Source organism: Desulfatiglans parachlorophenolica (assembly GCF_055394735.1).
In genome coordinates this window covers 1,967,989-1,985,642 of sequence record NZ_AP042460.1, presented here as the reverse complement: position 1 = coordinate 1,985,642, position 17,654 = coordinate 1,967,989, and the positions used below count along the sequence as shown (strand labels likewise).

The window sequence follows — 17,654 nt, the reverse complement described above, 5'->3', positions numbered from 1 at the left end:
CCCATCGGTGGTGGCCTGTCAGATGGGTGGCACCTTGCTCCCGTCCGGCATCGCATTGACGGCACCGAGTGATACGGACACACTTTTGATGAGGGCGAATACCGGTTGGCCTGGTTTCAGATTCAGGTCGAAGAAGGATTGCCGCGTAACGCGCGCCAGCAGAAGACAGCCGATATCCAAACGCACGTCGACGAAGGATTCTCCGCAGTCGAATATCTGGTCGACCTTGCCGGGGAAGATGTTCTGGAAGCTGGTCCGTTCGGGTGCTTGGAGGGCCACGGCGACATGGCGGGCGGAGATGCGCACACGAACCTGGTCGCGCCGGCCTGCCGGCATCGGCGGCACTTTGAGCCAGTGGCCGCCGAAGCGCAGCCGCGTAAGGCCTGAAGCGTCCAGGGGCTCATCCACCACCGCAGAGATCACCGATCCATAATCTTCCGTTCCAAGGTGCGTCTGCAATTCCGGCCTGGACAGGAGGTCATCCAGGTCCCCGAATGCGGCTACGCGTCCCATGTCCATGATGACCAGGCGATCGGCTAGATTCAGAATTTCATCCATGATGTGGCTGACGTAAAGAATGGGAATGGCGTACTCGCGGGAAAGCCTCATGATGAAGGGCAGCACCTCGGACTTGCGGGAGGCGTCCAGGGAGGCAAGCGGCTCGTCCATCAGCAGCATGGCCGGGCTGGTCAAGAGCGCCCGGCCGATGGCCACGCGCTGTTTTTCGCCCCCGGAGAGCCTGGCCGGCCGGCGGCTGAGCAGGTGTCCGATGCCAAGCAACTCGACCACGGCGTCAAAGGCGACAAAACGGCGACTTGCAGGGGTCAGGCGCATGCCGTAGGTCAGGTTGCCGCGGACCGAAAGGTGCGGCAGCAGGCGGCCGTCTTGAAAGACATAGCCGATCCGCCGTTTCTCGGGCGGCAGGTTTATGTGCCGCTCCGAATCGAACAGGCAAAGCCCGTTGACCTGTATGCGGCCGACATCGGGGCGCATCAAGCCGGCCACCATGCTGATGAGCGATGTCTTGCCGGCGCCGGAGGGTCCGAACAAAGCCGTAACCCCCGATTCCGGGCCCTCGAAGGCTGCATCGACCAAGAAGCCGTCTTGCTTGCGGGTAATGTTGATCTCCAAGCGATTCAACCTCTCATGCGGGCGGCAAAACGTCGCGCCAGCATTTCCGAACAAACCAGGGCCGCCATGGCGATCAGTACTGAAAGGATGCAAAGGCGCATGGCTCCGACCTCTCCGTCGGGAACCTGTGTCAAGGTGTACAGGGCCAACGGCAGTGTCTGGGTCTGTCCCCGGATGTTGGATACGAAGGTGATGGTGGCGCCGAATTCCCCTAAGCTTCGCGCAAAGGCGAGGATCAGCCCGGTGATGATGCCGGGCACCATCAAAGGAAGGGTGACCGTGAAAAAGACCCGTAGAGGTCCGGCACCCAGGGTGCGTGCAGCCGCCTCCAGCCCCTGGTCCACACTCTCCAGCGAGAGTCGCACGGCCCGCACCAGCAAGGGAAACGACATCGCCGCCGCTGCCAGAACGGCCCCTTTCCAGTTGAAGGCCAATGCGAGGCCCAGGTATTTGTAAAGCGCCGCCCCGATCAGACCGTTGCGTCCCAGCAGCACCAGCAGCAGGTATCCGGTGACCACCGGTGGCAGCACCAGGGGCAGGTGCACCAAGCCGTCCAGAAGGTTTTTGCCCGGAAAGCGCAACCGCGCCAGAACCCATGCTACCAGGATGCCGATCGGCAGACTGACGGCTACGGCCCACCCCGAAACCCACAGGCTTAGCCGCAGGGCCTCGATTTCAACGTCGGTCAGATGCCAGAAATGCATTACCTGACTTCGAACCCGTATTTTTCAAACACCGTCCGGGCTTCGGGGGTTTTCAGGAAGTCCAGGAACTTGGCAGCTACATCGGTCTTTTGCCCGGCCACCGCCGCCACCGGGTAAACGATCGGCGGATGGCTCTCCACCGGAAACGCCCCGACAATCCGCACCTTTTTAGAGATGGCCGCATCGGTGGCATACACCACCCCTAAAGGTGTCTCGGCGCGCTCCACCAGAACCAGGGCCGCGCGCACGTCTTTCATGGGTGCCAGGCGGTCCTTGACCCGATCCCACAGTCCCAGGCTCTCCATGGCCTGCTTACCGTATATTCCGACCGGAACATGCTCGGGGTCGCCCGTGGAAAGACGGCCGTCGCTGCCCAGCAAGGCGGCCAGATCCAGCTCTTTTTTCAGGTCGACGGTTTGAATCGGACTCTGCAAAGGCGCGATCAAAACAATGCGGTTGCTCAGAAGGTCGAACCGCGACGCCTTTTCGATGGCGCCTTTTTCCTCGAGAAAATCCATCCATTTTTCGTTGGCCGAAAGGAAGACATTTGCAGGTGCGCCGTTGGCGATCTGCTTGGCCAGCGTTGACGAAGAAGCGAAGGACGTTGTGATATGCCCCAGCCCCCTCGCCGCAAAGAGATCTCCGATCTCCGTGATGGCATTGGTGGTGGATGCGGCGGCAAAAACGACCACCTCGCTTTCCGCGGCGGTTCCGTTTTCCATGGCAAACCCCGGCACCGCTCCGGTCAGCACCATCATCATCCCGAACATGAGCAACAAGCGTTCTGCAAATTTCATTTTTCAACTCCTTCTGATTTTCAAAACGGTCCGTTGGATTATGGGGTTCATGAAAAATTGCTTTTCCCACTACACGCCAGCGCCTGCTCGTCGGCATCCGACCTTGGGCCCGCGATTTTTCCCATAGAGGCCGTATCCGCATCCGTGTCCGAATAATTGAACAGCCGACCGGAATGAATAACGCCGCTGCGGTCCGCCAGGAGACGTGCTTCCTTCCAGTTGTGGGTGACGAAAATCGTGGTGATTTTTAGTTTTCTTTGATGGTTTTTCAACTCAATCCGAAGCCGTTGGGTATTTTCCGTATCCAGGCTGCTAAAAGGTTCATCAAGAAGCAAAATGCGTGGATCGGTGGCGATGGCTCTTGCCAAAGCCGCTCGTTGTTTCTCGCTTCCGCTGATCTGGCCTGGATATCGATCCGCCAAATTCGGGATGCTGAAGCGTTGCAACAACGCAATCCAAATCCTGGCACGCGAACGAGAAACCCTGCGGCCAAGGTTTCCATTATTCGTGGTTGAAAGCCGAAGATACTTCCTTTGACCCTGCCGTATCGGTTTTGAACATGGCCGGCGAGGGCTCGCGCACATTGCGAAAATTGTTGGCTGGCGGGGTTTCAAAAATCGCCTGCAGCGTTTCGCCCATCAGGCCATGCCGGCGGGAAATTGCCGTGGCCTTATTCGCTGGTTCGTGAAAAACATTCGTCATAAAGGATGTAATCCCTTTCATTTACGTTCAAGCGCCAAACATCGTGGAAATTCGATTGACGCTTATACTTGCCATACGTAATTTTCCAAGTATATATGTTGATAGAACATTATCAGGTTCTTTTTCAGATTTTCCTTGAATGGTGTGATCATCTGTGCCTGGCGTTATTTTGAGACGGCTTTTCCGGGGTGTTGCCGACCTTGAAATGTTTGTGATGCCGGCTGCAATTCATCCTTTTCCGACAGTCGAAATGGGTTCCGCAGGGTTTGATATCTGAAAGCGGGGTTCCGTCCAGCATGTCCACCTAGGAAAAATTGGCTCGGTTACCTTCATTCGGTATGCGCTTCCTTAGCCTTTCAAAAACCTTTTACCCTTGAAATATAAATGGCGATCAGACGTTTATAATTTCTAGTTGACAAGTTTACAATATATAACTAGCTAGCGCCTATCTGGAAATCATTTCCCGGTACAACCCCGTTTCCAATCCGGAAATGAAGATTTTTCTTTACACGCTGCGCGTGCTCAGTCCCACCGCTTCGCGGCGGGTCCCGGTTTGGCCAATATCAATAAAATCAAGCGTTTGCGCGGAGGCGACCTGGTGGTCGCCGCACAAGCGAATGCGCGGATTGACGCCGAGATTGGCAAAAAAGGCCATTTCCGGATGGACACTAATTGGTGTCCATCCGGAAATGATTTTCTTATAGAACCCAGTTTCCAATCCGGAAATGAGGATTTTTGGCCAATATCAAGGAAATCAAGCGTTTGCGCGGAGGCGACCTGGTGGTCGCCGCACAAGCAAACGTGCAGATCGACGCCGAGATTGGCCAAAAAGACCATTTCCGGATGGAAACCAGGTATCACTTCGATAGTGTTTCAAGGTGGTAAGATACCCGCTGTCTTGCGACGGCGTCGCTGCGACGGTGGTTTCCCCTAGCACGGCTTGGTGGTGAACGGAGGGCATGCGGTTGACCCATTTGTCAAAGGCCTTGACCGGCCTGCTGAGCTTTACGCTACGGTTGAATGGCTCGGTAAATGGTTGTCGGTTTTTCTTCATCTTCCCAAAGACGCTCCAACTCGTCTTCACTTTCATCCTTTACGGCATTTGTTTTGAAAATTACCGCATCCCCGCCGTTCAGCACTGTCAGGTGGAGGATGGCGCAGAGGTCACGCGGCTTTCCGCAGCGCGGCCACGAACCGGCCGTTCCTCCGGCCGAGGCGGGATTTCTTACAAACCGAAGGAGGAAAGATTTATACGTTGGATCATCGGGACAATGGTGTTGGGAGTGCTGGGGCTGGTCGGCTGCGCTACGATCGTGGGTGACAAGACCCAGCTCTTGAGTATCGACAGTTCACCCGAGGGTGCCGAGGTCTGTGTTACGGACGAAACAGGTCAGCAAGTCTTCAAAGGGCAGACCCCGACGACCGTGGTGCTCCAGAAGGCGGACGGGACCTATTTCGGTGGAAAGGACTACATCGTTTCGATCTCGAAGGAAGGCCACGAGACCCAGACGGTGCAGGTCGTCAGCGGGCCGAATGGATGGTACGTCGGAGGCAATTTCATCTTCGGGGGTCTGATCGGGTGGCTGATTGTCGACCCTCTGTTGGGCGCCATGTGGACGCTTTCGCCGGAGACGGTGAATCTGAACCTGGCCCCTGCAGCCGAAAAAACCAGTCGTGACGGTTCCAGGGGCCTGGCCATCATCCAGTTGGACGATGTGCCTGTGGAATGCAGGGACTGTTTGGATCCGTTGATGTAGCCGTTTCAATGCACGGGTTGGCAGGTCACCGCGTCCGCCGGCGGTGGCTTGCACGTGTTTGTGTCGTTGCAGCGCAAAAGGTTTGCCCGGGTCGGAGGTTTTCCCGCCATTCAGTTCAAAAAGCCTTGCTTATGAAATGACGCGTTGACAGAATACACTTCCTGTCATGCCGGGTGGTTTCCAGGAGTGATACCGACCAAGGGAGATGAGAAAATGACCGAGCGAACACTCTTTCTTCTGTTCAACCACCAGATTACAGAGGCGCAGCGCGAGGACGCGTCGAAAAGCCTCGGCGTTGAAAGGATCATGGATCTCCCGGCCGGATTGAAGCAGGTGTGGCGGGGCATCCCTGCGGATCTGCCGGAGATCGGCGGGTTTCTCGAACCGGTCCGAAAATGGCTCGAGGAGGAGTCCCGACCCGGGGATTTTGTCCTCATCCAGGGGGACTTCGGTGCGTGCTACCTGATGGTGGGCTTCGCCTTCGAGAAGGGATTGGTCCCGATCTATTCCACCACGGACAGGGAGGTTGAAGAAGAGCGCGGCGCCGACGGCCTGGTCAAGGTGACCCACGCGTTCCGGCACCGGATCTATCGGAAATACGGAATTTAGCGCTTCGAGGGAACATCGATCCTCCCCAGGCTGCTTCAGCGAGCCGTCTTCTCCAAACTTTTCGATTACCCCTGGATCCGTGATGGTGGAATCGGCAATCGTAAGGATGTATACAAAGGCGAAATCTAACCAGCACATGCAAGGGACGCCGGCTAGCGCCGGCGCCCCTGATGCTGGGCGTTATGCCTAAAGGACCCAAAGCAAATGAAACCACGAATCACAGTTATTACCACCGGCGTTGATGACCCCGGAATATCACTGCGTTTCTACCGTGATGGCCTGGGCTTTCCTACTGAAGGCATTATCGGCAAAGAGTTCGAGTATGGTGCTGTTGTATTCGGCAAGAATGGCTGCGAGATGTTCTCTTGTCTCAGCTGCATTTTTAATGACATCGGAAGTGCTTAGGATACTGGTCATGATTTTCTTGGGCAACACGCCCTAAGCTTAAGTTCGGCTGAGCGCATCCAGGTAGGGTGCATTCCATGCGCCGTTTGCGGCTGAGCTGAAATCATTATCGACTGGGGGTTTGAAGAAGAAATTATCTTCTTCAAACCCCCGTTTTGTTCTTGTCAATTCGACAGAATATCTTTTCTACTCGTAGTGATAGCGGCAACTGATGACGATGATGCCGTCTTTTTCGATCTGGTAGACCAGCCGGTGCTCTTTGGTGATGCGGCGGGACCAGCAGCCGGCCAGTTGGAACTTCAGCCGCTCGGGTTTGCCGATGCCCTCTTGCGGATGGCGCAGGATGTCCCTGAGCAGCTCGCGGATGCGCTTCACGATTTGCTTGTCATTGTCCAAAAACCATTCAAAATCCTTCCAGGCCTCCTGCGTAAATTGAATCTTCATAGATCCTCGGCGGGAAAGTCAATCAGTTCACCGCACTGCGCTTGCTTTAAGGATTTTTCAAGATGCGCCCGGTGGGCCGGCGAGCTGAGCAAGTAGGCGGTTTCCTCCATCGCCTGGTAATCTTCAAACGAGATCAGCACGGCCTTGTCCTTGGTGCGGTCGCTGACGATGACGGCCGGTTCGGAGTCTTTGCACACTTCCTCAATCAGCGCCTTCAGGTTCTTTTTGGCATTATTGTAAGTTACGGCTTTCATGGTTGCCCTCTTCATATCGGCCCTGTTCCGACCAGGTCCTTGAATCTGTTTTTTAAAATCAAAAGGTCGAGCATTTGCTTGGCCAAAGTCTTATCCGGCTCGGAAAGGCTGTCAAGTTCTTCAAAGCGCCGCAAAAGGTCCCGATCCTGGATATTGATCTTGGCAGCCTGGCCCTTGGCTTCAAAGGCCAGATAATCCAGCGACACATTAAATACTTCGGCCAATTTGATGAGCACCTCCGTGGAGGGCACATTGGCCCCGCGCTCATAGGCCGAGACCTGTTTTTGGTGGACGCCGACCTTTTCGCCGAGTTCGGCCTGGGTCCATCGCCTTTCTTGTCTGAGTTGTCTGATCCGGTCGTTTATCGCCATTAGGTATCCCCCTAAAGCTCAAAAAGCGTGGTTTAGGGGATATGATAACCCTGACTGGTTAAAAAATCCAGTGTCAATGCAAAATTCGTGTTGACATATATCGTTAATAACGTATGGGATAGCCAACGGATCGGGTGTAAATTTTTTGTTTCCGATCACAGGGGGTGCATTGTTTCCTGACGATATCGCTGAATTTTGCCAAGGTGCCTTCCCGGGAGGGGACAGCACCTTGGCAGAGATTCTGTATCAAATTCGCGGCCGTCAGATCAGAGAGGAAGGCTCATCGGTGGCCTGAACCCCGGCAGCAATGCCCACTCGATTGTGCATCGACCCGTTTCGAGGCCTCTTCGAGGATCCCGCATTGCTTTGTCCGTCCCCGTTCCCGGCCAAATCTCCTCCCGAGCCAAAAATCCCCTATCGGCACAAATTCAACCGGATGCATGCCTGCAGCATGAATAGCGACCGCCCGATGGCGCGGCCCTCACCCGGCTTGGCGCAGAATTTGCGATATACGACTGCTTGACCTGCGCAGGCCGGAGCGGGTCCGCTCGGGCCCGGAGGAGATCCACTACGGCTGGGAAGGAGGCCTTCTCCTGTCCGAAACCCACGGGGGCACCCTGAACCAGACCCTCGGCTACACCTACGACGATGACTTCCGATTGAGCGCCCTGAGCTACGCGGGCCAGACCGTCTCTTATGGCTACGATCTGGATGGACTCCTCTCTTCGGCCGGCGCATACACCATCGGCCGCAATACGCTGAACGGGCTTCCCGAGACGGTCACAGGAAACGGCCTCGAGACCTCCCGCACCTTCAACGGCTACGGGGAGATCACGAAAGAGGCCTCCCTCCTCGCCGGAGGCGCCCTTTCCTCGTGGGATCTTCTCCGCGACAAAGCCGGGCGGATCACCCGCCGCACCGAGGTCCTGAACGGCCGGACGGCCGTCTACGATTACGGCTACGATGCGGCCGGACGCCTTGCCACGGTTCACCTCGACGGCCGGCTCGTGGAGGAATACCACTATGACGAAAACGGCCGGCGGGTCCGGGAGCATAACGCCTTGCGGGATATCGCCGGCCGCGCGTATGAGTACTCCATCGAAGATCACCTGGTGAGCACCGAGCAGACCTCTTTTGGCTATGATCTCGATGGGTTTCTGCTCTACCGGGACGACGAAGGCACGAGGACCCGGTATGATTACGCGAGCCGCGGCGCGCTTCTGTCGATCAGCCTCCCGGACGGCCGCCTGATCGAGTAGGTTTCCGATCCCCTCGGCCGGCGCATCGCAAAAAAGATCGACGGTGCCCTCACCCAGAAATACCTCTGGCAGGGCCTGACCCGGCTCCTTGCGGTCTATGACGCAAACGACCGGCTCCAACTCCGCTTCGAATACGCGGACGGCCGTCTCCCCGTCGCCATGACCGGAGAAGACGGCGTGCGCTCTCACCTCTTCTACGACCCGGTCGGCTCGCTCCGCCTGGTGGTGAACGGCCAGGGCAATGTGGTCAAAGAGATCCAGTACGATGCCTTCGGCTCGGTCCTGAGCGACAGCAACCCGGGGCTTGCCATCCCCTTGGGCTTCGCCGGCGGTCTCCACGACCCTGACACGGGCCTCGTGCGCTTCGGATTCCGCGACTACGACCCCGCCACCGGCCGCTGGACCGCCAAAGACCCCATCGGTTTCGCGGGAGGGGATACGGATCTTTACGGCTATTGCCTCAATGATCCTGTGAATTTTACTGATCCTGAAGGATTATCTCCTGCTGGATGGGTAATAAGGCTAACAAGAACGGGATTTCAGAAGATATCTTCATTAAGTTCTACGGCTGCTGCTTGTCTGGCTAGAAGGCAAGGCGAAAATGTCCTCGCACCTAACAGACAGGCTGCTAAAGCCGTCGAACTTGGAGCTTTCGGTGGCGCAGAAGATGTGCTGAGACACAAAAGGCATGACTTGGCAAATGGTGGCAAAGGAATGCCGCATTTTCAAACTCCTGGGAAATATGGTCATACTTTCTGGTGTGGTGTCTTAGGCTTCCTTGGTTCTTTGCTTGATCCATTTGATGCTATATCCGGGGAGTTGGCCAATGTGGAAGCAGATATGGATGGTAATGGAATCCCCGACTATTTAAGGAATGCAGATAATCCTTGCTTACGATTTTGAAAACAGAAAGAAGATAAATATTATGAAAAAATTCAAGCTGATTATAGAGGGGAATAATTTTGAAATAGTCTTGGATGGCAAAGTTGGCAAGCATGGTTTCTTTACAACCAGGTTTGTTGAATCAAAAGACTCGAAAGAGGCTGAGAGCTTGGCTATGAGCCTAATCAGGCATCAGCTTGGACCAATAGTTCTAAATCAATGTCATTGACTTAAGCTATGGGCTTGTAGGCCATGGCGGCAATTTTCAGTTTCGGCCCTCTCTTTCTGGGATTCTTCCGGCCTGGTCGGATAATCGATAAAGACTTACCCAGGAGCGAGAGGAGGCTTCGAAGGATTTTGGTGATGTGTCGCCGAGCAAGGAGGAGCACGACGTTGTTTTTCATAGACGAAAGCGCATAGGTGAAGTTGACCTGGTACCTGAGTCGTTCGGGATGCTTTTTGGCCTGCTCCTCAATAAGATCTTGAACTGGATGAACGATCATGGCAGTCAGATTGGCTGTCAAAACTCTCGCGTGGAAATCCTGGAGGACAGCGAGCGGAGATTTCCCCGAAAAGTTCTCGATTTCGATCCGGCATTTCAAATGGCTGTAAACGGTTTCCACAGACCAGCGCTTGGTGTAGAGCTCTTTGAGCTCAGCCAAAGGAAACTGGCGTTTGTCAAGGAGGGAAGTCAACAGAACGACCTTTACCCTGTTTTTCAATGTAAACCGGAGGACGCGAACTTTCAGGGGGTTGGTGCTCAAGTTCCTCTCTTGGCAGGATTTTATGGCGACGGGCGACGGTTTAAGGGTGACGATAGCCTGGCGCTTTCCGGAGCGGAGGAATTCTTTGACAAGAACTGAATCCTTTTTCATCCGACAAAGGAATTGAGAACCCCGGTTGAGGATCAGGGCAAAAAGCCAGTATGCGGGGTATCCCCGGTCCAGAAGAAGAAGGTCGCCTTCACCGGTATTCTGCACGTGTTTAGCGGCTAATGAGCGTTCACCTTCCCCTTTAGGAACCATGAGTGCATGAACGGTGATGCGGTTCAAAACGTCGTAGAGCAACGAAACCCTGGCCAAAGGGCACATTTTCCGGGTTTTGGCGGGATGCCAAACGCCAAAGAACTTTCTGGTCTCATCGTTGTCAGGGACACGCAAGGTAGATCCGTCGACAGCCAGTAGACGAAATCCCATCCAGCGCCGAACAGGGAAGGACTGATAAAAGAAGGAGAGCAGTCTCTGATTCAGATCAACAAAAGCCTCGAAAGAAATTTTGCGTCTGGCTCGACAAAACGCGCTAGCGGTAACCTTTCTTTCGGAGCGATCGGAAAATAGAAAAAGTTGAAAAAACCCGTCAAGTTCCTTTTGTAAGGAGCAGCGGACAAAATTCATGAGGAAAAGTATCATGGTGCTGAAGGGGAGTTTACGATTGCGGGAAAAATATTTTTCAGACAAACGATGTCGGTGAAAAAATTCAGGAGAATGAAGATATTTATTGAGAAATCCGACAAGTTTGGCACAAATTCTGGAAAGCACCTTCTGTGCCAACCGCAGTGTTTTCATTAAATTTTTCTGTACACATATGTCGCCTCCTTGAAAAGTAATATTCGACCGCTTTTCTACTGAGGGGATAATAGCATAACATATTATATTTGCAAGCAAAAACATCGGCAGTGTTCTCTTAAGTCAATGACATTGAGTTCTAAATGATCGTTCAGACCCTCCTATAATGTATATTGAAGAGAATTATGAAATCGAAGATTTTGGGGAAAATTTTGTTCCCGGATCGGGCTTTACATGGTTTAAATCTCAAGAAACGAGCCTCTGATATAATTTGGAGGTTATGGATCAGAGGGGGTGCATTGTTCCCTGACGTCGGCTGCTAAATTTTGCTAGTTTCGTTTCCATCCGGAAATGGTCTTTTTTGCCAATCTCGGCATCAATCTACACGTTTGCTTGTGCGGCGACCCACAGGTCGCCTCCGCACAAACGCTTGATTTCCTTGATATTGGCCAAACCGGGACCCGCCGCGGAGCGGTGGGACTGAGCGGCGAAGCGGTGAAGAAAAATCCTCATTTCCAGATTGGAAACTGGGTTCTACCGGGAAATCATTTCTGGATGGATACTTGCCAAGGTGCTTCCCCAGGAGGGGACAGCATCTTGGCAAAGATTCTGTACCATATTCACGGCCCTCAGATCAGAGAGGAAGGCTCATCGGTGGCCTGAATCCCGGCGGCAATGCCCACTCGATCGTGCATCGACCCGTTTTGAGCCCCATTCGAGGATCCCCCATTGCCTTGTCCGTCCGGGAATGGGGACAGGCAGATCCCTGCTGAATTTCACACAAATTTAGGAGGCAACGCTGCCGAGCCTGTAAACTTGAACGCGTCCTCGATCGTCTGGAGCCCTTTTGTAATCATCATTTTTGAAGTGCCGTGAGCCAGCCATTTTCCGTTTTTGTCGGTGGCGGTCGCTTCGGCTAAACACATTGACTTGCCGATCTTTATGCTCTTCCCTTTCGCTGTGATCACCCCTTCGCTTATCGGCGCCAAATAATCAATCTTAAGATCTATGGATATCATTCCTACCTTTTCTGGGATCTCACAATATGCCGCCCAATATGCAGCGGTGTCGATCACGGAGGCATAAACGCCTCCGTGGATTCCTCCAAAGGGATTCAAGTGCTCGTTGCCGATCTGCAGTTCGACAACGCAATAACCGATGCCCATTTCCTTGACAGGCATGGATAAATGCCTGAAAAACGGGCCCTGGTTTATCGCGTCGATGACAGCTTTTACATGGGCGGGATTCAGAGAGGGCATCATTCTCTACCAAATTTGTTGATCTTTATCTTTAAATTGAATATCTTGACGCGCCGGTATCGTTCAGGTCAATCAGCAGAATTCATCCTTTGAATGCCGATATCACGCTTTCTCCGACTTGTGTGAATTTTTGCTTTGTTCACGCTCTTGAAGGCTGTCAGGAGACCGCCTCTGCAAGACGGCCGGCGATTCGGCCCGCAGATTGGTTGTCTTTTCTGACGATATTTCAGATATATATTGGGTGCGGCTCTTTTAGAACGACTTTGAGCAGCATTTTTCATCGTATGTTATCAAACATTTGAACAGAAAGATTTCCCTTATTTAATGATCTTCAGATGACTACGACTACGTTCTGGAGCGTGTGTTGGCTTGATTGTGGGGGGGACGATGCCACCGGCGTAAAGGCTTCGATGGTTTCTTTCATACTCCTGTACTTCATGAAATTCCCAGTACTCATCAAAATCGTGGCTGGAGCGCAATGCACGGAGACGCAACACGGCCTCGGCCCCGTTCAAGCTCCATCGGGCGCCAGTCACTTCCATGCGATCTTTGACCAGATGACGACAAGCGCCTTCAATGACTCCCGTAGCAATGGGAAATCCTTGAGCAAGGTAATCGTTGTATTTCAGATAGGGTCCATAGGTGAGCAGGTAATTGGCGCAGACATCGACGGGTTTGCGTTCTGGCGGGGTAAAGTCTCGCAATGTGGCGCTGCGGCGTATGCCTCCTGCAACATACCCGGCCTTTCCCCGCAGGATTTCAAGAAGCCGCACGCGAACCCAATTTTCCAGCTTTTCACCCGATTCGGAGTGAAACGCCCTGCTCGCACTCCAAAGATACTCTGTTACATGAACGAAATCGAGAATGATGGTCAGATCGATGCCTCTCTCTTTGGCTATGCGGCGCAGGAGGCGAATCTGGGTCTTATTGCCGTCAACCAGTGCCACCCACTTCTTTCGATGCCCGGGATCCCGACAAACTGCCTCCTCGAACGCTTTTTCGATCACCTCTTCCGGGGTCTTCTCCAGACTCGCCCAAACCCGTTTTCTCTCAGGCCGGGGGCGAGGCAGCTCGACACGTTCAGAGTCGGTTTCGGGAACCAGGTCCTCCGGTTTACGCACAAAGGGCGCAATCGTGTAAACGGCGGCCACAGTAGCCATGCGCTTGGCGTTTTTCTTCTCCCCCTTGGAAAGCCTCGCGCCCATCTTGTGCTTACGCGCCTTGGCGGCCTTACGGGTTTGCTCTCGAAGATCCTCCGTCCGCATCACTACCCCTTTGCCATCGACGCTTATCACCATAATCGAGTCATTTTCTTCAACCACTGCCGATTGTGCTTGACGGGTCTCGTAAAAAGCATCGAAGTCCTGAGCTGCAAGCCTGACCAGTTCCTCGATCTGACGCTTCGGGACATGACCTCCAGTGATTTTACCGATGCTCTCGAAGGTCTCGTCGAAGGAACTCCTTGCAGCTTCTTCTGCCACACGGCGGCTCAGTTCAAGGGAATACTTTTTGTCGGGCAAATTGAGCTCGGCATCCAGCGGATGCAGACTACGGCTCCCCTCCTGGCCGTAGCCCGCGCGTTCTATCGAGACCGTGCCGAAAATCGTCTCGAACTCTCGCTTCTGAAGCCTCGCCCGCGGCCGCTTGACGCCATCGGAGCCCTGAACGGGTTGTGCACTTTCTCCAGGACCCCGGGATTCCAAATGCTCCTGCAAGAGTTTGCGCATCAGTTCCCGACCCATCTTCTCGAGCTCCCGTTCAATCTCACTATGGGTCATCGAGCGAACCTCCTCGGAATCCAGGCGCCCAACCATTTCTTCAAACCCCTGCCTCGACTGCTCATAAAAGCGCTCCCGGGACGACAATACGGCCAATGCATTCATCGTTCCTTACCCTCCGAAGCCGTCTCGGAGCCTTATCGCTGCATCCTTGACAAGTGGGTAGACCATCACGGTTTTCACTTCCGCTCCATGACGCTGATGGGCGCGGTCCATCCGGCCTCGACCACTGGTTTCCCCCAGAACGATAAAGTTGGCGGCCCGGTAACACCCTCCGTGAAACCGTTCCCGGTCCACCAGCGTTTCCACCAGCCAGGGATCGATCCCATAATGATCCCGCCAGTCCTTTCGCAGTCGCCGAAGCACGCAGGAGAGCAACGCACTGGCCAGATTGCGTATTCTTGGCAGCACCAACAGCCGGCTGTTGTTCACAATCCGTTGAAGACTTCGCTCCCGTGCCGCATCGTCCCAGCCGATCCATCGATCCCTGACCCTCATCCGCCAGGCCGGGCTGGAAAACTGTACGCATCCGACCACTTGCCGTCCTGGCTTCATCACGTAGACCAGGTATTGAAGCCTCGCCCCGAACGGCATGGCATATCCCAGGTAGTGGTGCCGGCTCACAAGATCCTTGAAAAGACTGCGCTGTTTCTGGCTCTTCACCACCTCCACATCCAAGGGCAAAAACGACTCCACACTCCCCGCCAGTCCGGCCCATGGTTGCTCGCCTGTCTGGGGCGCAATGTGCCGCCTCGTGCCTTTCTTCGGTCCAATCTGCCGAGCTTCCGGAAGTTTCAAAAACCCCTGGCCTTCCAGGCGTTCCAAAAAGTCCAAACATTCGCAAGCTTTCAGTCCGCCATTGGCTCGGCGCCACTCCAGCAACTCGCACACCGTATGCGAGAGTTCGGTTCGGCTGATTCCTGCACAGGTCTCGACCACTTCTTGCATCAAAAAAAGCTCTTCGCGCGTAAACTCCCGACCACAGAATCGCTGATTGTCTATTGCGGTGATCATCCCAGTCCTCCTTTACCATTTTTCCATAACAAAGAAATGGGGCAAAGTCCAGCAAAAAATGATCATCTCCGCAAAAAAGTGCTTTCATCGTTGTCCCGAGCTATTGCCCTTGGGAGATCTAGAAAAAAGGGTATATCGTCTCCCCGATATGCTATTTCATCCACAAACAACCAATGCCTAGGCTTGCACAGTGCCTAACTCGCTATGATTGTTATTTTTTAGCGTGGTTCCAAAAGAGCCGCACCCATATATATTGTGTGTAAGTAGTGTCCATCCGGAAATGATTTCCCAGCACAACTCAGTTTCCAATCCGGAAATGAGGATTTTTTGTCAATATCAAGGAAATCAAGCGTTTGTGCGGAGGCGACCTGTAGGTCGCCGCACAAGCGAACGTGCAGATTGACGCCGAGATTGGCCAAAAAGACCATTTCCGGATGGAAACTAACTAACATATTGGTTGAATCATGGTCAAATGCAATGTCGTGTCTTCTGTATGGAGATGCCTGTGGAGGACCAGGCAGGCGTCGATCGACAGAAACTGTTTTTCTGCGGCCCGAGCTGGGTTGATGCGGTGGGGTGAGCCTGTATGAATGTAGCCTTTTTGTTGATTGTCGTCATTTCCTTCCTGTTCGCCGGCTGGCGGGAGTTCGGGTTTTCGCCGGTCGATGGGGCGCCGTCCCCGGTCGAGGCGTTGTCCAAGGCGATGGTCGACTCCGCGGGTGCGGCGGTGGAGCTTGCCATCGGTCTGGTGGGGGTCATGGCCCTGTTCCTGGGCCTGATGAAGATCGCCGAGGAAGGGGGGCTGCTGAAGGTGGTCGCCCGGCTGCTGCGTCCCCTCATGATCCGGCTGTTCCCGCAGGTGCCGGCTGATCACCCCGCCATGGGCGCCATGATCCTCAACCTTTCCGCCAACGTGCTGGGTTTGGGAAATGCCGCGACGCCGTTCGGGATTCGGGCCATGCAGGAGTTGGACACCCTGAACGGGGAAAAAGGCACGGCCACCGACGCGATGGTCCTCTTTCTGGCCATCAACACCTCGAGCGTGACCCTGCTGCCGACCGGGGTTATTGCGCTCCGGGCGGCGGCCGGCTCTGCGGATCCTGCCGCCATCCTGCCCACGACCCTGTTCGCGACCATCGGATCCACGGCCGTGGCGATCGTCGCCGCGAAGCTGTACGGGCGGATCCGGTGGTTCCGGGCTGCGGTCAAAGGGTCTCAGGGGCCGGTGGAAGGGGAACGGGAGACGAACGACGTGCCCGAGGAGGCGGATGGCGTGCGGTTCGAAGACGCGGGGGGCTACCCGCTCTGGATCAGTGCGGCTGCACTCTGCCTGCTGGTGGCCATGGTGCCCTTGACGGTGCTTTACGGGCGGGTGGTCTCGCCCTGGATCATCCCCGGACTCATGGTGGGCTTTCTCCTGTTTGGCGTGCTGCGGCGCGTGCGGGTCTACGAGGCGTTTGTAGAGGGCGCCAAGGAAGGCTTTCAGGTCGCGATCAAGATCATCCCCTATCTGGTGGCGATCCTCGTGGCGGTCGGGATGTTCCGGGCGAGCGGCGCGCTGGATGTCATGGTCCGGACCCTGGGCGTCTGGACCGGCAAGGTGGGTCTGCCTGCCGAGGCCCTGCCCATGGCTCTGTTGAGGCCCCTGTCGGGCTCCGGGGCCTACGGCATCCTGGCTTCCATCATCGATGATCCTGCCGTCGGGCCGGACAGCTACGTGGGATATCTGGTCAGCACCTTGCAAGGGTCGACCGAGACCACGTTTTATGTCCTGGCGGTGTATTTCGGGGCGGTGCAGGTCAGGCGGGTGCGGCACGCGCTCGCAGCCGCTCTGACGGCCGATGCAGCCGGGGTGGCGTTCGCCGTGCTGGGGTGCTGGTACCTTTTCGGTTAGAGGTCCGCGCGGTGGAGATCTCGCCATCCGCTGGCCGCGCCGGTCCGATGGCATCAAACCTTCCATTTACCCAAGCACATCCGAACGAGAAAAACCGCTTGACAGATTCAAACGCCTGTTTCAAACTGGCGTTTGATTTTTTTTGGAGGGGTTGGATGACGGATTGCCAGGGCAGGAGCGAGGATACGAAGCAGCGCCTCATGGAGGCGGCGGGGGAGGTGTTTGCACAGCAGGGGTTCCGTGCGGCGACCATCCGGGAGATATGCAGCCGGGCCGGGACGCATGTCGGCGCGGTGAACTACCACTTCGGGGACAAGGAAGGGCTTTACGCGGCGGTGCTTGCGTATGCGCACACCTCAGCCATGCGCCGCTATCCGCCGGATCTGGGACTCGAAGCCGGGGAGCGCGATCCGGAGGCGAGGCTCCGGGCCTTTGTTCACTCGTTTCTGTTGAGGATGCTGGCCGAAGGGTTTCCCGCCTGGTATGGGAAATTCATGGCCTTCGAGATCGCTGAACCGACCAAGGCATTCGACCAATTGATCGAAAACACTATCCAGCCTCTTTTTACCTATCTCCGCGACATCGTCAGCGAATTGCTCCGGAGGCCCCGCCCGGCGCAAGAGCGGGAGGACGAACTGACGTTTCTCTGCGCAACGAGCATTGTGGGGCAGTGCCTGCACTACTTCACCGCCAGGCGCGTCATCGAACTGCTGTCCCCTGAAGGATTCGACTCAGCCGACATCCAGCGGCTGACCGAACATGTCACCCGTTTTTCACTGGGCGCGATAAAGGCCCTCGACGCAGAAGGCTGGGAGGGCCGTTGATTCGG

Annotated in this window: 20 protein-coding genes and 2 pseudogenes; 8 read left to right on the top strand and 14 right to left on the bottom strand. The window is 55.2% G+C overall.

The genetic code is table 11. From position 1 onward, the window contains the following. Positions 1–18: 18 nt before the first annotated feature. The 6 genes from modC to ACZ500_RS09365 all read right to left on the bottom strand — a co-directional run bounded on the left by modC (position 19) and on the right by ACZ500_RS09365 (position 4,171). Positions 19–1,140: a molybdenum ABC transporter ATP-binding protein gene (modC, locus tag ACZ500_RS09390; RefSeq protein WP_464232242.1), complete on the bottom strand. Its 1,122-nt coding sequence runs from the start codon at positions 1,138–1,140 to the stop codon at positions 19–21. Further along, entirely contained in the window at positions 1,137–1,835 is a 699-nt protein-coding gene (gene modB / locus ACZ500_RS09385; protein ID WP_464232241.1) for a molybdate ABC transporter permease subunit, read from the bottom strand. Before modB ends, modC begins: the two co-directional genes overlap by 4 nt. Next, the gene (modA, locus tag ACZ500_RS09380) at positions 1,835–2,632 is read right to left on the bottom strand and encodes a molybdate ABC transporter substrate-binding protein (RefSeq protein WP_464232240.1); all 798 of its coding nucleotides are present in this window, start codon (positions 2,630–2,632) and stop codon (positions 1,835–1,837) included. The genes modB and modA overlap by 1 nt, the downstream gene beginning before the upstream one ends. Positions 2,633–2,679: 47 nt before the next feature. Continuing rightward, on the bottom strand, positions 2,680–3,081 hold the full coding sequence (locus ACZ500_RS09375; RefSeq protein ID WP_464232239.1) for an ATP-binding cassette domain-containing protein: 402 nt from the start codon (positions 3,079–3,081) through the stop codon (positions 2,680–2,682). A gap of 52 nt (positions 3,082–3,133) precedes the next feature. Beyond that, the gene (locus tag ACZ500_RS09370) at positions 3,134–3,334 is read right to left on the bottom strand and encodes a hypothetical protein (RefSeq protein WP_464232238.1); all 201 of its coding nucleotides are present in this window, start codon (positions 3,332–3,334) and stop codon (positions 3,134–3,136) included. Positions 3,335–3,856: 522 nt separating this feature from the next. Continuing rightward, positions 3,857–4,171: a hypothetical protein gene (locus ACZ500_RS09365; RefSeq protein ID WP_464232237.1), complete on the bottom strand. Its 315-nt coding sequence runs from the start codon at positions 4,169–4,171 to the stop codon at positions 3,857–3,859. A 128-nt stretch (positions 4,172–4,299) separates the two neighbouring features. Between ACZ500_RS09365 and ACZ500_RS09360 the strand changes: the two genes are divergently transcribed. The 3 genes and pseudogenes from ACZ500_RS09360 to ACZ500_RS09350 form a co-directional block, all read left to right on the top strand. Continuing rightward, positions 4,300–5,091 (top strand): peptidase associated/transthyretin-like domain-containing protein, encoded by a 792-nt coding sequence (locus ACZ500_RS09360; protein WP_464232236.1) that lies wholly within the window; start codon positions 4,300–4,302, stop codon positions 5,089–5,091. Positions 5,092–5,304: 213 nt separating this feature from the next. After that, entirely contained in the window at positions 5,305–5,700 is a 396-nt protein-coding gene (csx20, locus tag ACZ500_RS09355; protein WP_464232235.1) for a CRISPR-associated protein Csx20, read from the top strand. 204 nt (positions 5,701–5,904) lie between these two features. Beyond that, positions 5,905–6,039 (top strand): annotated as a pseudogene (locus ACZ500_RS09350) (VOC family protein); the annotation flags it as partial. A gap of 252 nt (positions 6,040–6,291) precedes the next feature. Here ACZ500_RS09350 and ACZ500_RS09345 read toward each other — a convergent pair. From ACZ500_RS09345 to ACZ500_RS09335, 3 genes are read right to left on the bottom strand one after another with little or no spacing between them, the layout of a single operon-like run. Next, positions 6,292–6,549 carry a Txe/YoeB family addiction module toxin gene (locus ACZ500_RS09345; RefSeq protein WP_464232234.1) on the bottom strand — a complete coding sequence of 86 codons (258 nt, stop codon included), beginning with the start codon at positions 6,547–6,549 and terminating at the stop codon, positions 6,292–6,294. Then, positions 6,546–6,803 (bottom strand): type II toxin-antitoxin system Phd/YefM family antitoxin, encoded by a 258-nt coding sequence (locus ACZ500_RS09340; protein WP_296998262.1) that lies wholly within the window; start codon positions 6,801–6,803, stop codon positions 6,546–6,548. The genes ACZ500_RS09345 and ACZ500_RS09340 overlap by 4 nt, the downstream gene beginning before the upstream one ends. 11 nt (positions 6,804–6,814) lie before the next feature. Beyond that, complete coding sequence (locus tag ACZ500_RS09335; protein WP_464232233.1) at positions 6,815–7,174, bottom strand: helix-turn-helix domain-containing protein; 360 nt, start codon at positions 7,172–7,174, stop codon at positions 6,815–6,817. Between the two features lie 455 nt (positions 7,175–7,629). Here ACZ500_RS09335 and ACZ500_RS09330 point away from each other — a divergent pair. Together ACZ500_RS09330 and ACZ500_RS09325 are read left to right on the top strand one after the other, a co-directional pair. After that, positions 7,630–9,336: pseudogene (locus ACZ500_RS09330) on the top strand (RHS repeat domain-containing protein). Beyond that, positions 9,308–9,544, top strand: coding sequence for a hypothetical protein (locus ACZ500_RS09325; RefSeq protein ID WP_464232232.1), 237 nt, complete (start codon positions 9,308–9,310; stop codon positions 9,542–9,544). The pseudogene ACZ500_RS09330 and the gene ACZ500_RS09325 overlap by 29 nt, the downstream one beginning before the upstream one ends. 1 nt (position 9,545) lies before the next feature. Here the strand turns inward: ACZ500_RS09325 and ACZ500_RS09320 are convergent, their stop codons facing one another. After that, positions 9,546–10,880, bottom strand: a complete 1,335-nt coding sequence (locus tag ACZ500_RS09320) for an IS4 family transposase (RefSeq protein WP_464232231.1) — start codon at positions 10,878–10,880, stop codon at positions 9,546–9,548. Between the two features lie 351 nt (positions 10,881–11,231). Between ACZ500_RS09320 and ACZ500_RS09315 the strand changes: the two genes are divergently transcribed. Then, a complete protein-coding gene (locus ACZ500_RS09315; protein ID WP_464232230.1) occupies positions 11,232–11,543 on the top strand; it encodes a hypothetical protein in 312 nt (103 codons plus the stop codon). Between the two features lie 113 nt (positions 11,544–11,656). Here ACZ500_RS09315 and ACZ500_RS09310 read toward each other — a convergent pair whose 3' ends face one another. The 4 genes from ACZ500_RS09310 to ACZ500_RS09295 all read right to left on the bottom strand — a co-directional run bounded on the left by ACZ500_RS09310 (position 11,657) and on the right by ACZ500_RS09295 (position 15,359). Next, positions 11,657–12,061 (bottom strand): PaaI family thioesterase, encoded by a 405-nt coding sequence (locus ACZ500_RS09310; protein ID WP_464232229.1) that lies wholly within the window; start codon positions 12,059–12,061, stop codon positions 11,657–11,659. A gap of 395 nt (positions 12,062–12,456) precedes the next feature. Next, complete coding sequence (locus ACZ500_RS09305) at positions 12,457–13,917, bottom strand: ISKra4 family transposase (RefSeq protein WP_464233026.1); 1,461 nt, start codon at positions 13,915–13,917, stop codon at positions 12,457–12,459. Between the two features lie 111 nt (positions 13,918–14,028). Beyond that, positions 14,029–14,931 carry a DUF4338 domain-containing protein gene (locus tag ACZ500_RS09300; protein ID WP_464229930.1) on the bottom strand — a complete coding sequence of 301 codons (903 nt, stop codon included), beginning with the start codon at positions 14,929–14,931 and terminating at the stop codon, positions 14,029–14,031. 218 nt (positions 14,932–15,149) lie between these two features. Next, complete coding sequence (locus ACZ500_RS09295; protein ID WP_464232228.1) at positions 15,150–15,359, bottom strand: hypothetical protein; 210 nt, start codon at positions 15,357–15,359, stop codon at positions 15,150–15,152. 158 nt (positions 15,360–15,517) lie between these two features. Between ACZ500_RS09295 and ACZ500_RS09290 the strand changes: the two genes are divergently transcribed. Together ACZ500_RS09290 and ACZ500_RS09285 are read left to right on the top strand one after the other, a co-directional pair. After that, positions 15,518–16,825, top strand: a complete 1,308-nt coding sequence (locus tag ACZ500_RS09290) for a nucleoside recognition domain-containing protein (RefSeq protein ID WP_464232227.1) — start codon at positions 15,518–15,520, stop codon at positions 16,823–16,825. 155 nt (positions 16,826–16,980) lie between these two features. Further along, entirely contained in the window at positions 16,981–17,649 is a 669-nt protein-coding gene (locus tag ACZ500_RS09285; RefSeq protein WP_464232226.1) for a CerR family C-terminal domain-containing protein, read from the top strand. The last annotated feature ends 5 nt before the right edge of the window (positions 17,650–17,654 follow it).

What these genes read in the sequence shown, in the direction of transcription:
- ACZ500_RS09285 (WP_464232226.1), top strand. Translation starts at nt 16,981, where the DNA reads ATGACGGATTGCCAGGGCAGGAGCGAGGATACGAAGCAGCGCCTCATG.
- ACZ500_RS09290 (WP_464232227.1), top strand. Translation starts at nt 15,518, where the DNA reads ATGAATGTAGCCTTTTTGTTGATTGTCGTCATTTCCTTCCTGTTCGCC.
- ACZ500_RS09315 (WP_464232230.1), top strand. Translation starts at nt 11,232, where the DNA reads ATGGTCTTTTTTGCCAATCTCGGCATCAATCTACACGTTTGCTTGTGC.
- modB (WP_464232241.1), bottom strand. Translation starts at nt 1,835, where the DNA reads ATGCATTTCTGGCATCTGACCGACGTTGAAATCGAGGCCCTGCGGCTA.
- ACZ500_RS09300 (WP_464229930.1), bottom strand. Translation starts at nt 14,931, where the DNA reads ATGATCACCGCAATAGACAATCAGCGATTCTGTGGTCGGGAGTTTACG.
- modA (WP_464232240.1), bottom strand. Translation starts at nt 2,632, where the DNA reads ATGAAATTTGCAGAACGCTTGTTGCTCATGTTCGGGATGATGATGGTG.
- ACZ500_RS09320 (WP_464232231.1), bottom strand. Translation starts at nt 10,880, where the DNA reads ATGAAAACACTGCGGTTGGCACAGAAGGTGCTTTCCAGAATTTGTGCC.
- ACZ500_RS09335 (WP_464232233.1), bottom strand. Translation starts at nt 7,174, where the DNA reads ATGGCGATAAACGACCGGATCAGACAACTCAGACAAGAAAGGCGATGG.
- csx20 (WP_464232235.1), top strand. Translation starts at nt 5,305, where the DNA reads ATGACCGAGCGAACACTCTTTCTTCTGTTCAACCACCAGATTACAGAG.
- ACZ500_RS09310 (WP_464232229.1), bottom strand. Translation starts at nt 12,061, where the DNA reads ATGCCTGTCAAGGAAATGGGCATCGGTTATTGCGTTGTCGAACTGCAG.
- ACZ500_RS09345 (WP_464232234.1), bottom strand. Translation starts at nt 6,549, where the DNA reads ATGAAGATTCAATTTACGCAGGAGGCCTGGAAGGATTTTGAATGGTTT.
- ACZ500_RS09325 (WP_464232232.1), top strand. Translation starts at nt 9,308, where the DNA reads ATGCAGATAATCCTTGCTTACGATTTTGAAAACAGAAAGAAGATAAAT.
- ACZ500_RS09370 (WP_464232238.1), bottom strand. Translation starts at nt 3,334, where the DNA reads ATGACGAATGTTTTTCACGAACCAGCGAATAAGGCCACGGCAATTTCC.
- ACZ500_RS09305 (WP_464233026.1), bottom strand. Translation starts at nt 13,917, where the DNA reads ATGACCCATAGTGAGATTGAACGGGAGCTCGAGAAGATGGGTCGGGAA.
- ACZ500_RS09365 (WP_464232237.1), bottom strand. Translation starts at nt 4,171, where the DNA reads ATGGTCTTTTTGGCCAATCTCGGCGTCGATCTGCACGTTTGCTTGTGC.
- ACZ500_RS09340 (WP_296998262.1), bottom strand. Translation starts at nt 6,803, where the DNA reads ATGAAAGCCGTAACTTACAATAATGCCAAAAAGAACCTGAAGGCGCTG.
- ACZ500_RS09295 (WP_464232228.1), bottom strand. Translation starts at nt 15,359, where the DNA reads ATGGTCTTTTTGGCCAATCTCGGCGTCAATCTGCACGTTCGCTTGTGC.